Consider the following 14328-nt stretch of genomic DNA (forward strand, 5'->3'; position numbering starts at 1 on the left):
TCCTTGACGTGATTAAAATAGTTGAGTTGCCCAATTCCAAAACTTGGAAATAGGGTTAGGTTGATCATCTTGAACAGGTTTGTTTGATCCGATATTGACCATTGTCGCTGATTCGGCTATCTTCTCATCCTTGACCGGAGGCGTTGGCGCCGCTGATGTCGGAGTAGAGGATGCCGGAGCGATAGGTTCAAATTTCGGCGCTTCTTCGGGGAGCGACCCGGTATGCGTTGCAGACTCTTCGCCGGCATGACGCATACGACGGTTGACATCGATCTCATAGGCAGTGTAGCCGTCGGCCAGATATTTAATCAAACCGACAGCCCCCGAATAAGAAGGATCTCTGAGTGTATCGAATAATCCGCCCACATCGGTCGGTTTTGCCAGGCGTACCGGCATATTGTCTAAAATGGCAACTGCCAGTTCGCGAAGCCCTTCGATTTTGGTAAAGCCTCCGGTGAGGACGACACCCGCACCCATGTGCTCTTTCAGGCCGCTTTTTTCAATCGATTGGGCGATAATCATCAAGGTCTCTTCTACCCGTGCATAGATAACGTTATGAACGACTTCCAAAGAGACCTCATGGCTGGATGTTTCATCGCCGATAACCGGAAGCTCGATAAGATCGTTGCTAGGCGCATACAGCGAACCGTAAGTGATTTTGACATTATCAGCGGTATGCAGAGGGGTGTGCAAAGCCATAGAGAGGTCATTTGTGATGTGGTTGGAACCGACACCGAGGAAATCGTTGTATCGGATAGCATGCCCCGAATGGATAACGATATTGCTCGTATTGCCTCCCATATCGACGACGGCGGCACCGAGCTCTTTTTCATCCGCATTGAGAACGGCGATAGCTGAAGCATAGCCGCTTAGAACGACACTCTCAACCTCGACACCGGCAGCTTTGACCGCTTTGCGAAGGTTGTTGAGATTGCTCTTTTGGGTAGTGATGATATGGGTTTCAACTTCTAAACGCGCGGCATTCATTCCGAGCGGATCTTCGATAAAATCCTGATCATCTACTTTGAAGTTATACGGGAGGGCATGCAGCACTTCAAATTCGTTGGGGATATTGGCGTTATACAATGAGGTGTGCATAACACGCTGGATCTCATTGAGTGTAATCTCTTTATTCGGGATATTGACGATACCGCTGGAATTTAAGCTTTTCGTATAGGCACCCGAAATCGTGACGATGGCACTGCGCAGTTCCGTTCCCGCAACCCGCTTGGCATCGTTCAGGGCACTTTTGATGGATTTGGATGCAAGCTCAATGTTGGTGATACTCCCTTTACGAAGCCCTTGTGCTTTTGCAATACCGGCTCCGATAATTTGTGCATTGTTGTCATCGTCGATTTCCGCGATGAGCGCACAAATTTTAGTTGAGCCGATATCAATGGCTAAAACGGTACGTTTCAAATCAAATCCCCTCTACATAGATTTCAACTGGGTACTTGCTCTCAAGTGCTTTGATCAGCCCCTGATCCATCAAGCTCCCTTTGAGCTTAAGCACGGCATTTCCATCCGCTAATGTTCTATCTTGAAGCAACTTTTGTTCCAAAACGTTATACATAATAACATTTCCGCTCTCTAAAGTGATAAAACCTTGTTTTTGTTTGGACGCAAACAGTTTTGATAAAAACTCCGAACCCTCAGGTTCACTCAATCCTGCTATTTTGGCGCTCTCTTTGCGTGTCAGATAATCGGTTGTTGTTCCGCTGAATGTTTTATAGCTGTTTTGGGCTAACTCTTGAAGTTTGGTTTTTTTGGTATCGTTCAAATAGAGGGCCATAACATCGGTTTTTGCCTCTTCGTACGTTTTTGGTCGTGCTGGGTCCATTTTATCGAGTTTGACGATCACATAGCCGTTGCTGACTTTACGCGGTTTTAAGAACGCTTTTTCTGTCGAGAGCTCTGTGATCTCTTTTGTCAGTTCCGGAGCAAAAGGAGATACGCTTTTTGTTACGGTTGCTGTTTGAGGTTTCATCCCGGGTTTGAGGGATCCTTTTTTATAATCGATATAGAGTCGGAGCGCCTCTTTTTCAGTTGCTTTTTCATTAAGCGCGGCAACAATGATCGGTTGGGCCTCTTGCAGGCTCAACACTTTTCCCTCGCCGTTTTTGAGCATTTGGCGGTTGATATCATAATAGTCGCTGATCTCTTTTTGCGACGGAGCGGCGGTAATCGGTGTTTGCGTTACGTAGCTGATTTCATAGCTCGGAGTGGTTTTAAAATCGCCCGATCGTTTTTCCCAGAATGCTTTTAGCTCGGCATCGGTCGGTGCAAGAGAGATCATATCCGGAGTGAGGATTTTGTAGCTGATCTTATCCGATACCCCAAGTGCATCGGCAAGAGTGTTTTCTTCGATCGGTTTTACACCCGAGGAGAGAAGGTAGAGGGTTTTTTGGATCAAAAGTTCCTTTTTCATCGATTCTTCGTACTCTTTGATAGTAAGGCGGTTTTGTTTGAGTACTTCGGCATATGTTGATTTATCAAATGTGCCGTCTTTGCTAAATGCGCTTTGGGATTTGATAACATCCCATAGCTCTTGATCGGTTACGGTTAATCCGTAGCTGTTTGCAAGGTTTAGAACCAGTGCCTGATTGACAAGCTGACGGAGGGCTTGACGCTGAAGTCCGAATTGCTGCGCTTGTTTTTCGTCAAATTTTCCCTGGAAAAGCTGATTGTATTGGTTAAACAGGTTGGAATAGCTTTTTTGCAGTTCGGCTGAAGTGATTGAAATATCTCCCACTTTGGCAACGGCACCTGCTTTGTCTCCGTAGTTGTATTGTCCCCATCCGACGAATCCGGCTCCGATAAAAGCGATAGTGGAGATCCAGATTGTAATGACCAAGTATTTCCGATGGCGCTGCATCCAAGTAATCATATTAAACGATCCTGTTGTAAAATTCAGATATTCTATTCACATTAGCATTAAACTTCGATGAAAATAGACCATGACTAACAGATGTTATCATAAAACAATCAATATATAGAGGGTTTCAATGAATAATTTAGAGATTTCCGCACGGGATTTGAACGTTTTGTGGCATCCGTGCACACAGATGAAAGATCACGAGACGATTCCTCTTGTCCCGATTGCAAAAGGGGACGGGGTCTATCTGGAAGATTTTGAGGGAAATCGGATCATCGATGCGATCAGTAGCTGGTGGGTCAATCTTTTCGGCCATTGCAACCCCTATATCAACCGAAAAATCAAAGAGCAGCTGGAATCGCTCGAACATGTCATTTTGGCAGGATTCACCCATGAGGGGATTGTCAGGCTTTCCGAGCGGTTAGTGGCACTCTCCCCAGAGGGGCTAACGCGCTGTTTTTATGCCGATAACGGCTCCAGTGCGATAGAAGTGGCATTAAAGATGTCCTATCACTCACATAAAAACAGGGGGGAAGAGAGGGGGTTGTTTGTCTCTCTAACGGACAGTTATCACGGCGAAACACTGGGTGCTCTCTCCGTCGGAGACGTGGCGCTTTATAAGGAGACTTATGAGCCGCTGCTGATCCGATCGATTCAGACTCTGTCCCCCCGTGATCAGAGCATCGAAGCGGCTTTGGAAGCGGCAAAATCGTTTGAAATACTGCTTCAAGAAAGAGGCAAGGAGATTGCGGCACTGATCGTCGAGCCGTTAGTGCAGGGGGCAGGGGGGATGAAGATGTATCATCCGGCCTTTTTGAGTGAAACGAAGCGGTTGTGCGAGGAGTACGGCATCCATTTCATTGCCGATGAGATTCTGGTCGGCTTCGGGCGGACGGGGAGTATGTTCGCCTGCGAACAGGCGCAAATCACCCCCGATTTTCTGGTCCTCTCCAAAGGGCTTACGGGGGGATATCTGCCCTTGTCGGTCGTCCTTACGACGGAATCGGTGTACGGGTCGTTTTACTGCGACTACAATCCGGTCCGCTCTTTCTTGCATTCGCACAGCTATACGGGCAACGCGTTGGCGTGCGCAGCGGCCAATGCGACTTTGGATATTTTCGAATCGGAAAACGTGATCGAGAACAACCGTAAAACCATTGCCGCCATGGCTGAGGAGCTGAAACGTTTCAAGTCTCTGCCGAAAGTCAAAGAGGTACGCCAATGCGGGATGATTGCGGCGATCGAAGTGGAGGAGTTTGAACCCCATGAACGTATCGGATTGAAAATCCATCGGCTCTGTATGGAACAGGGGGTTCTGATACGTCCGCTGGGAAGCGTAATTTACGTTATGACCCCGTATGTGATTACCCCGGATGAACTCAAGAGCGTTTTTGATGCGATCGAGTCGGCGTTGGGTAATATTTAAACGCTATATTAGTGAGCTTTAGCTATTATATGTGCTAATAAAATCAAAGGCATCCGTGTGCAAGAAACTCCCCATATCCCCGTTTTGTACCGAGAGGTGATCGAAGCGTTTTCTCCGTGCAAAGAGGGGATTGTCATCGATTGCACGATGGGATACGGCGGGCACTCCTCACTGCTGCTCGAAAACAATCCCGCACTCTCCTTGATTGGGATCGATCAAGACCCGACCGCCATCGCTTTTTCATCCAAACGGCTCGAACCGTTCGGTAACCGTGTCGAAATCCGCCGCGGGCGATTTTCTGAGGTCGCCCGTGATGCGATCGAAGAAAAAGGGGAAAAGATTTGCGGGATTTTGGCCGATATAGGGGTATCGTCGCTGCAACTCGATCAGCGTGAGAGGGGATTTTCGTACGAGAGCGATACGCTTGATATGCGGATGAACCCCGATGCGCCGCTGAGTGCCGGCGAAGTGGTCAACGACTATTCGCAGGGCGCGCTGGAGACCATCCTGCGCGAATACGGCGAAGTTACCAATGCCAGAAAAGTAGCGGAGACGATTGTTCAGCGCCGTCCGTTTAGCTCCGCTAAAGAGCTGTCAAACGCTATTTTTCACCTGATGCCGAAGGGAAAAAAGATCCACCCCTCGACGCTGGTGATGCAGGCGATCCGGATCGAAGTCAACGATGAACTCGGCGAGTTGACGCGGCTGCTCGATGCGATCGAAGCCTCAAAACTCAAGCATCTGCGTGTCGCGATTATTACGTTTCATTCGCTCGAAGACCGGATCGTCAAAAACCGCTTCACCAAATGGGGAAAAAACTGTATCTGTCCCGATGACGCGATGCGCTGTACCTGCGGGAACAAGAACGCTATCGGCAAGATTATTACGAAAAAGCCGCTGAGTGCCCAGGATGACGAACTTCGTGCAAACTCACGGAGCCGAAGCGCCAAATTACGAATTTTTGAAATACGAAGAGATTGAACCCTATGAGCGATAAACTCGATATCTTAGAAGAGACTCAGCATATCATCAGCCCCGAAGACTCGATGGGGCCGATTTTTCTACGGAATGTCTTTGTGGGAATTTTTCTGGTGCTGGTGATCGTATTTCCCAAGATATTTATCAATACCCAAATCTATTTCAAAAGCCGCGAAATCTCGACGCTGAGTCATGAACACGATGCCCTGCTGGAAGAAAACCGCCTTATCCGGGCAAAAGTGGAGTCGATGAAGTACAAAAATCAGGTCTTGGATACCCTCTTTTAACAATTTTCCCTGATACTTCTAAAATACATTTATTTAATCTAAACTATATTCCTCTTTATTATCGTAATCTCTATCGAATCAAATAAGAATTCTGGTGGTATAATCCCCGACTTAAATTGATACTTTGGAGATACAATGTATAATCTGTTTGAAGACGAAGACGATATTTTCCAAGGTTCACCGAAAAGCAAATTCATGGATATCGTTTTTAACGCAAACCGGGATTTGGTTCAGAATGAATTGGATCGTTTGATGCGACGTTTGGCCGCAATGGAATTGCTGTTGCAAGAGACGCACGGAGAAGACGGAATTGACCGTGTGATCAAGTCAATGGACTTTGAACGTGCGGATGAAATCGAAATGATGGCAAAAAATCTTTACCTGACTTCGGTCGGAAACGTATTGACCCAAAACGAGTAGTCTTGAAACCCTTTTTTCTTTTCTTGATATTCGGAGCGGTGTCATTGTTGGATGCGGCTGGGTGGAGAGAATCGAAGAGTTTTATTCTTAAAAAAGATGAGTTGGTTAAAATTCTGGTCAAAAGTGAAGGGCAAGAGCGCCTTTTGAACTTTCGATGGACGCTCTATACCGACAAAGGGCTGGTGGTACACGAGAGTTTTGACCGGATCGTCGGACAGCATGTTCTATATGCGGGCTATACGAATCAGAGTTTTCGCAAAGTCCTCTTGAGTGCTAAACGAAGCCACAAAGATGTTCCCTATGTTACGGTCGTATTTAAAAAATTCGACGAAGGGAACGCGACGGCGCAAATGGATCTTTTTTTGTTTGACAAAGAGAGTCGAATCGTGTTGGATTATTTAACTAAGAAGTGATGATAGGAATGTTGGAAACTGTAGAAAACCTGATTGCCAAATTGATCGATGAGGTCGATTATCCTCATGCCGCAGAACTTTTTAAAAAACTCTCGGGCGGAAAACGGCTGCGGGCACGGCTGATATTGACGATTGCTCCGCACGAACCGAAAGCCCCTTTGCTCGGTGCCATTGTCGAGCTGATCCATGCGGCGAGTCTGCTGCATGATGATGTTATCGATGAGGCACAGCTACGCCGGGGGGTTCCGTCGGTTAATGCAACCGAGGGGAGCAAAACCGCCATCATGCTCGGCGATATCCTCTATTCCAAAGCATTCAGTGAATTAACCTCCTTTGACCCCTCGATCGCCCGCGCGGTTGCCGAATCGGTCACCCGCCTCTCGGTCGGAGAGATGATGGACGTTTCCATGGCGGAGCGTTTCAACACCGATCGCGACCTCTATCTCAAAATGCTCTATCTCAAAACGGCGACGTTAATCGAAGCGTGCGCCTACAGTGCGGCCGTTTTGGCAGGAAAAGATGCAGAGGCACACGCCACCTACGGAAAAAATCTGGGTCTTGCTTTCCAAATCGTCGATGATATTCTCGACATCACCGCCGATGAGGCGACGCTGGGGAAACCATCTCTGAACGATTTCTCGGAAGGGAAAGTGACACTGCCGTATATCGATTTGTATGAGAAACTGGAAGGTGAAGACCAAGATCGCCTCGTCCGCAGCCATGCAAAAGTGGTAGACGAGGCAGAAAAAGGGTGGATCCGATCCAAAATGGATGCATTCAATATCATTGAAAATTCCTACGCTTATGCCAGAGAGCTGTGCGATGAAGCGATTGCGGTGATCGGTGATGATGCCGCATTGCGCGCCATCATCGAAACCGTTATCAAAAGAAGCCATTAATGCACTATTTGATTGTCAGTTTTTCACATAAAAATTCGACGTTAGCCATACGTGAAAAATTGGCATTCGTCGATGAAACGGCGCAGATCCGAGCAATGGAAACGTTAAACGCCAATCCGTGCATCAGCGAATCGATGGTTCTCTCCACCTGTAACCGTGTCGAGATCGTATGCAGCTGCAGCGATGTGCAGGCCGCAAGCGATGCCTTGTTCGCACTCTTAGCGGGTCATTCGGGGCTTAGTGCGCATGAACTGCATGAACGTGCCGATATTTTTGACGACGAGGGGGGGATCCACCATCTCTTCAGCGTCGCCAGTTCCCTTGATTCGATGGTCGTCGGAGAGACGCAGATCGCAGGACAGCTCAAAGATGCGCACAAGCTCTCCGTCGATAACGGGTTTTCAGCACAGAAAATCGGCCGTGCCATGAGCTATGCCTTTAAATGTGCCGCGGAAGTGCGCAATGCGACCAATATTTCGTCCAAGCCGGTTTCGATTGCGAGCGTTGCCGTCGCCAAAGTCAAAGAGTCGGCAGGCGATATTAGCGGCAAAAAAGCGCTGGTCATCGGTTCGGGCGAAATGTCGGTCATCACCTGTAAACATTTGAGTGCCCAAGGGGTCGATGTAACGGTGATGAACCGCACATTCGAAAAAGCCGAAGCGATTGCTGCAGAATGCAATGCGCGTGTCCGCTCTTTCGAAGAGATTTCGCACGCCATCAACGAAAACGAGCTGCTCTTTACCGCTACGGGCTCGCTTGCTCCGATCATCACCGATGATATGATCAAGCCTGTTCCGTTTGACCGCTATTGGTTTGATATGGCGGTTCCGCGCGATATCGAGTGTGATGCGGCCCTTTGGTCGATTGCACTTTTCTATGTCGATGATCTCAAAGAGATCGTCTCCGAAAACATCGCTTTGCGCGAGGATGAAGCCAAGCTCTCCTATGTAATCATCCGCCGCCATGTCGTCGGATTTTTCGAATGGCTCAAAACGCTCTCCATCGAACCGTTGATTAAAAATATGTATCTTAAAGCGTCCAATGCGGCACAGCAAGAATCGATGCGTGTCATCGAAAACGGGTATATCCCCAAAGAATATGAATATGCGCTCCAAAAAGCGACCTTTCAGGCATTGAAACGGTTTTTGCACCCTTTCGCCGAACGGATGCGCGACGGTTCCGATCCGATGCGTGTCGATACGCTAATCGAATCGATGAGTTTTTTAATGAATCAGGAAGAGGGCTCCGATCTCTCCCAAAATTCATGTACCTACTACCCTAAAGGAAAATAATGCGTTTTAGTAAAGCCTATATCCCAACCACCAAAGAAGCTCCGAAAGATGCTCAGCTCCCTAGTCATATCTATCTTTCACGTGCGGGATTTGTGACGCAGGTAGCGGCAGGATTGTATAATTTCCTCCCCATGGGAAAACGGGTATTGCGAAAAATCGAAACTATTATTAATGAAGAGATGGCGGCGTGTGACGCGCAGGAAGTCGATCTTAGTTTCGTTACCCCGGCCGAGTTGTGGGAAGAGAGCGGACGGATTGAGAAATTCGGCAAAGAACTTCTCCGTTTTCGCGACCGTAAAGATAACCTTTTTGTCCTCGGGCCGACCCATGAAGAGATGATGGTCAATATCGTTCGCAATCGCGTTACCAGCTACAAACAGCTCCCTCTTAATCTTTATCAGATCAAAACCAAATTCCGTGACGAAGCGCGCCCGAGATTCGGTCTTATGCGCGGACGTGAGTTTGTTATGAAAGACGGATACAGTTTTCACTCTTCAAATGAAGACTTGGATCGCGAATTTGACGCGATGGAAGCGGCCTATAAACGTATTTTGGAGCGTTTGGGACTCGAATTTCGTATCGTTGAGGCCGACAGCGGCGCCATCGGCGGCACGGGATCAAAAGAGCTGATGGTACTTGCCGGAAGCGGTGAGGATACGTTGGCGATTTGTGATAGCTGCGAATACGGTGCAAACGTCGAAGCGGCACGCCGTGCACCCCGTACCACTATCCCGGAAGCTCCGCAAGCCGATTTCGCCCGTTTTAAAACGCCGAATGTAAAATCGATCGAGGATTTGAGCAATTTCTTCCATGTCGATCCGTACTATACCCTCAAAGCGGTCGTTCAACGGGCTGTTTATACGGAGGGGAGCGAACTGGTCTGTTTCTTTATCCGCGGATGCGACGAGTTGCAGGAAGTCAAAGCGCGTAACAGTGTCGGGGCGATTGATCTGGTCGATGCGACCGAAGCGGAGTTGATCGAGATAGGCTTGGTTCCGGGATTCATCGGGCCGCTCGATCAGGATAAAATCCGTATTGTCATGGATAATGATACGAAGAACGGTGTTTCGATGATCTGCGGTTCGAACGAAGCGGATTTCCATTTTGTCGGGGTTGATTTGAGCGTTATGAACGAGGCACACTTCGCCGATCTCGTCAGTGTTCAGGAAGGGGACGGATGTCCTCACTGCGGCGGAAAAATTCTCCATACCAAAGGGATCGAAGTAGGACATATCTTTAAACTCGGGACCGTTTACTCTGCACCGCTTAAAGCGGAGTTTTTGGATGAAAACGGACGTAGCCAGCCGTTTATCATGGGAACGTACGGAATGGGTGTCAGCCGTCTGGTCGCCGCCGTTATCGAGCAGCACCATGATGAGAAAGGGTGTATCTGGACGCATGCCACGGCTCCGTATCTGGTCAACGTTATGGTTTCCAATATCAAAGAAGAGAGCCATATGGCCTATGCCGAAGAGCTTTACGCATCCCTGCAGAGCCGCGGAATCGAAACAATGCTTGATGATCGAAAAGAGCGTTTCGGGTTTAAGATGTCCGATGCCGAGCTGATCGGATTCCCGTACACGGTTATTGTCGGAAAAGAGCTTGAGAACGGTTCGGTTCAGATTATGGTACGTGCAACCCGTGAAATGATTACGGTCGATGCGGCGGACGTACTGAGTAAAATCGAGGAATTAACCCGATGATCTATTTTTTGATCTACCTTTTTGCCGAAGTGACCCTCACCGTAGAGATCGCTTCAAAAATCGGTGGATTGGCCACTTTTTTAGAGATACTCGGAAGTGCCTTTTTGGGGATATTTATCCTGATGAATTTCCGCCATGCCCTCTCGGAAAATCTGGAGGCGCTGCGTACCCGTCAAATCGATGTTCAGGGATTTTCCAATCGAAATATGACGGGATTATTGGGGGCGCTTTTGTTGATTCTTCCCGGATTTTTATCCGATATCATAGGGATATTGCTACAGTTTTCTTTTATCGGAACACTGATCATTAACCGTTTTACGCGAAAATACCAACCACCAACTCAACCAAAGGACGACCATGTCATTGATGCTGAAATTATCGAGCACACTACTACTCTCCGCTAGCCTTATGGCGGCAACGGATGCCGAAGTCATCGCTTTTTTAAAAAAAGGGATTGGCGGAAATCCGAACATTACTAATTTGCAAATCGATGTAAGCGGCAAAAAAAACATCCCGAGCATGAGTGGATGGCAAGCCTATTTTATGAGCATAGAAGCCGATGTAAAACAGGGATCCGATACCCGGCATATCAATCAAAACGGGACCTATTTCGTCAATGGAAATGTTATCGCACCTGAGTTGATCAATCTGAAAACCGGCGAACGTTACAATGATACGCTTGCCCCGGATTTCAGCAATGCGTTTTATACTAAAAGCAACCGAATCAGCGGAGAAGCCAATGCACCGCAGAAAGTAGCTATTTTCTCAGATCCGCTGTGTCCGTTCTGCCGCCGCTATGTTCCGGAAGCTATCGCCTATATGGCCAAGTATCCGAAAACATTTGCCGTCTATTATTACCATTATCCTCTCGCTGGACTGCACCCGGCGGCAATTACGTTGACAAAAGCGGCAATAGCGGCGGAACAAAACGGAATTGAAAACGTTGTTTTAAGTCTTTATAAAGTAGATGTAAATGCCAGTGAGAAAAATGAGCAGAAAATTCTCAGCGCCTTTAATAAAACATTCGGAACGAAAATCGGCTCGGATGACCTTCGACGTCCGTCGGTTATGAAACAGTTTGAATTTGATCAAAATGTTGCACAATCGATGATGGTAGCCGGCACGCCTACCGTCTTTTTTAACGGACAAAAAGACCCTTCAAAAACAAAATACAAAGATGTAAAGGTTAAGTAATTGATGAAAAAACTCACCATCGCAACACGCGGAAGCAAACTTGCCCTCTGGCAATCCAATCACATCAAATCGGTGATCGAATCACAGTTTAGTGATGTTGAAGTGGAACTCAAAATTATTATCACGTCGGGAGATAAGATTTTGGATGTTCCTTTGGCCAAAATCGGGGGGAAAGGGCTTTTTCTAAAAGAGATCGAAGAGTCCATGCTTCGCGGAGAAGCGCAGATGGCGGTTCATTCACTCAAAGACGTACCGACGGTAATGCCGCAAGGGCTGCTGCTTTCAGCGATTACGGTACGTGAAGATGTACGCGATGCGATGCTCAGTGAAAAATACCCGGATATCAAATCGCTTCCGCAAGGAGCGGTGGTCGGCACCTCCTCATTGCGCCGACGTATGCAGCTGGTACAACAGCGCCCCGATTTGGTAATCAAAGATCTGCGCGGGAATGTCGACACCCGTATCCGAAAGCTCAAAGAGGGGGAATTTGACGCTATTATATTGGCAGCAGCGGGAATTAACCGTCTGGGCTTTTCAAACTTAGTGCAGTATTTTTACCCGATTGCGTTGGATGAGATGCTTCCTGCTATGGGCCAAGGTGCTCTTGGGATTGAAACGGTTAACGAGCCGTGGGTATTGGAAATCGCCAAATTTTTAGAAGATGAAAACAGCCGAATCGAAACGACAATCGAACGCGGGTTCGTCGATACCCTGCAGGGGGGATGCCAGGTTCCTATCGGTGTGAGTGCTCGGGTTCAGCCGAACGGTGAGGTCATTGTGCGATCGACACTGGGAATGCCGGACGGATCGGAAGTGATGGGAGATGAAGTCGTTGTAGCCAAAGGACAAACCGAAGGTGTCGGCGAAGCAATGGCAAAACGTTTGATCGCTCAAGGTGCGATGGAATTGCTGCACCGCGCTGAAACTATGGCAAATAAGGGCTGAGTCGTGACACTAACGAAAACCATTGATTTACTCAACGAAAAAGGGGAATTGCGTATTATCGATACCCCTTTGGATATCAATCTCGAAATTCCCCACTTGGCGTATGCCGAAGTGAAAAAAGAGAACGGTGGGAAAGCGCTCCTTTTTACCCATCCGGTCGATAAAGCTACCGGTAAAAATTTTGATATTCCCGTCGTTATGAATCTTTTCGGTTCATACCGTCGTACTGAGCTTCTTTTCGGACGTAAAGTCGAAGGGGTCGCGAGCGAGATTGAAAAACTCCTCCATATGAAACCGCCTCAAGGGTTCAAAGAAAAAATCGGGATGCTCGGCGATCTGTTCGCAATGAAAGATATATTCCCGAAAAAGCTCAAAATACGCGGAAGCTGTCAGGAGATAGTCAAGCAAGGCGATGACGTAAACCTGTATGATCTGCCTGTTTTAACGACATGGGAAGAAGACGGCGGACCGTTTATCACAATGGGGCAGGTCTATACCCAAAGTCTCGACGGAGCGCTTGTTAATCTCGGAATGTACCGTTTGCAGGTGTATGACAAGAACCATTTGGGGATGCATTGGCAGATTCACAAAGACTCTTCGCACTTTTTTGACCAGTATCAGCGTGAAGGGAAAAAAATGCCGGTCACTATCGCTATCGGCGGTGATCCGCTCTATACATGGTGTGCTACCGCTCCGCTTCCGTACGGTGTCAATGAGCTGCTGCTCTACGGTTTGATCAAAAAAGAGTCTCCGAAACTTGTGGAATCTTTGACGACACCGCTGTTTATCCCCGAAGATGTCGACTTTGTGATCGAGGGGTGGGTGGATACCGCAAAATTGCGGGTAGAGGGTCCGTTCGGAGATCACACGGGATATTACACCCTTAAAGAGTTCTATCCAGAATTGGAAGTCAGCGCGATAACCCACCGTAAAAATCCTTATTATCTGGCGACCGTTGTCGGAAAGCCGCCGTTGGAAGATAAATACATGGGATGGGCGACAGAGCGTGTATTTTTGCCGCTGCTCAAAACCAATGCGGCCGATTTGATCGATTACCATATGCCCGAAAACGGTGTTTTCCATAATCTGATTCTGGGAAAAATGAAACCGTTGTACAAAGGGCACGCCAAACAGTTTATGCATATTTTTTGGGGCTCGGGGCAGATGAGTTTTGTCAAACATGCGCTCTTCTTCGGCGAAGATGCACCGAAGCTTACGAACTATGAAGCATTGGTTACCTATGCCTTAAACCGTTTTCTCCCGAAATGCCTCTTTATTTCGGAGGGGATAACCGATGCGTTGGATCACTCAAGCCCCGAATCGCTCGTCGGCGGAAAACTCGGGATCGATTTTACCGCATCGTATTCTCCGATTGCCCCTGAATCGATCGACAGTTCCGTATTGCTGGAACAGTTGAGGGCGTCTATCCCCGAAATTACGGGTGCCACACAGTATATGCGTCATACGGCGAATCCTATAACGGTTATCAGTGTAAATAAAAAACGTTCATTACAAGAGTGTTTTGGTGCATTGGAAGCGTTTACATCGGTCTTGCGTATTGTCGTATTTGTGGATGAAGAAAAAAACGATATCCATAACCCGTATATGCTTATTTGGCGGGTGACCAATAATATGGATGCCGCCCGTGACGTGTACCGTTCCGAATCCATCGTAGCGATTGACGGAACAACAAAAACCGAAGTTGACGGGTTTGAACGTGAGTGGCCGGGAGACGTCGAATGTACCCCATCGGTCGTAGAACGATTAAAAGCACTTTCATTGTGGGATTTGGATCCGAAATTAGAGAAGAAATACCAGCTATGAGCTATCGTTTTCCCTATTTTAGAGGGGAAAACTTAAGCAATTTATTAGAATGACTAATGTAGTATTTATTAG

General features: G+C 47.7%; 14 protein-coding genes. 12 read left to right on the forward strand and 2 right to left on the reverse strand.

All coding sequences use genetic code 11. From position 1 onward, the window contains the following. Positions 1 to 12 precede the first annotated feature (12 nt). Entirely contained in the window at positions 13 to 1419 is a 1407-nt protein-coding gene (ftsA, locus tag SULKU_RS04370; protein WP_013459724.1) for a cell division protein FtsA, read from the reverse strand. 1 nt (position 1420) lies between these two features. Then, complete coding sequence (locus SULKU_RS04375) at positions 1421 to 2887, reverse strand: peptidylprolyl isomerase (RefSeq protein WP_013459725.1); 1467 nt, start codon at positions 2885 to 2887, stop codon at positions 1421 to 1423. Between the two features lie 118 nt (positions 2888 to 3005). Between SULKU_RS04375 and SULKU_RS04380 the strand changes: the two genes are divergently transcribed. The 12 genes from SULKU_RS04380 to SULKU_RS04435 all read left to right on the forward strand — a co-directional run bounded on the left by SULKU_RS04380 (position 3006) and on the right by SULKU_RS04435 (position 14256). After that, positions 3006 to 4301 carry an adenosylmethionine--8-amino-7-oxononanoate transaminase gene (locus tag SULKU_RS04380; RefSeq protein WP_013459726.1) on the forward strand — a complete coding sequence of 432 codons (1296 nt, stop codon included), beginning with the start codon at positions 3006 to 3008 and terminating at the stop codon, positions 4299 to 4301. A 57-nt stretch (positions 4302 to 4358) separates the two neighbouring features. After that, positions 4359 to 5282, forward strand: a complete 924-nt coding sequence (rsmH, locus tag SULKU_RS04385; protein ID WP_013459727.1) for a 16S rRNA (cytosine(1402)-N(4))-methyltransferase RsmH — start codon at positions 4359 to 4361, stop codon at positions 5280 to 5282. A gap of 5 nt (positions 5283 to 5287) precedes the next feature. Next, on the forward strand, positions 5288 to 5566 hold the full coding sequence (locus SULKU_RS04390) for a hypothetical protein (protein ID WP_013459728.1): 279 nt from the start codon (positions 5288 to 5290) through the stop codon (positions 5564 to 5566). 135 nt (positions 5567 to 5701) lie between these two features. After that, on the forward strand, positions 5702 to 5986 hold the full coding sequence (locus SULKU_RS04395) for a DUF2018 family protein (RefSeq protein WP_013459729.1): 285 nt from the start codon (positions 5702 to 5704) through the stop codon (positions 5984 to 5986). A gap of 2 nt (positions 5987 to 5988) precedes the next feature. After that, the gene (locus SULKU_RS04400) at positions 5989 to 6399 is read left to right on the forward strand and encodes a hypothetical protein (RefSeq protein WP_041666738.1); all 411 of its coding nucleotides are present in this window, start codon (positions 5989 to 5991) and stop codon (positions 6397 to 6399) included. Continuing rightward, positions 6399 to 7298, forward strand: coding sequence for a polyprenyl synthetase family protein (locus tag SULKU_RS04405; RefSeq protein ID WP_013459731.1), 900 nt, complete (start codon positions 6399 to 6401; stop codon positions 7296 to 7298). Before SULKU_RS04400 ends, SULKU_RS04405 begins: the two co-directional genes overlap by 1 nt. Next, positions 7298 to 8590, forward strand: coding sequence for a glutamyl-tRNA reductase (gene hemA, locus SULKU_RS04410; RefSeq protein WP_013459732.1), 1293 nt, complete (start codon positions 7298 to 7300; stop codon positions 8588 to 8590). The genes SULKU_RS04405 and hemA overlap by 1 nt, the downstream gene beginning before the upstream one ends. Beyond that, positions 8590 to 10293: a proline--tRNA ligase gene (locus tag SULKU_RS04415; protein WP_013459733.1), complete on the forward strand. Its 1704-nt coding sequence runs from the start codon at positions 8590 to 8592 to the stop codon at positions 10291 to 10293. The genes hemA and SULKU_RS04415 overlap by 1 nt, the downstream gene beginning before the upstream one ends. Further along, entirely contained in the window at positions 10290 to 10697 is a 408-nt protein-coding gene (locus tag SULKU_RS04420) for an FxsA family protein (RefSeq protein WP_013459734.1), read from the forward strand. The genes SULKU_RS04415 and SULKU_RS04420 overlap by 4 nt, the downstream gene beginning before the upstream one ends. Then, positions 10660 to 11487, forward strand: coding sequence for a DsbA family protein (locus tag SULKU_RS04425; RefSeq protein WP_172633597.1), 828 nt, complete (start codon positions 10660 to 10662; stop codon positions 11485 to 11487). Before SULKU_RS04420 ends, SULKU_RS04425 begins: the two co-directional genes overlap by 38 nt. Before the next feature lie 3 nt (positions 11488 to 11490). After that, complete coding sequence (gene hemC / locus SULKU_RS04430) at positions 11491 to 12432, forward strand: hydroxymethylbilane synthase (protein ID WP_013459736.1); 942 nt, start codon at positions 11491 to 11493, stop codon at positions 12430 to 12432. A gap of 3 nt (positions 12433 to 12435) precedes the next feature. Further along, positions 12436 to 14256 carry a menaquinone biosynthesis decarboxylase gene (locus SULKU_RS04435; protein WP_013459737.1) on the forward strand — a complete coding sequence of 607 codons (1821 nt, stop codon included), beginning with the start codon at positions 12436 to 12438 and terminating at the stop codon, positions 14254 to 14256. Positions 14257 to 14328: the final 72 nt, after the last annotated feature.

It is taken from the genome of Sulfuricurvum kujiense DSM 16994, assembly GCF_000183725.1.
GTDB lineage: Bacteria > Campylobacterota > Campylobacteria > Campylobacterales > Sulfurimonadaceae > Sulfuricurvum > Sulfuricurvum kujiense.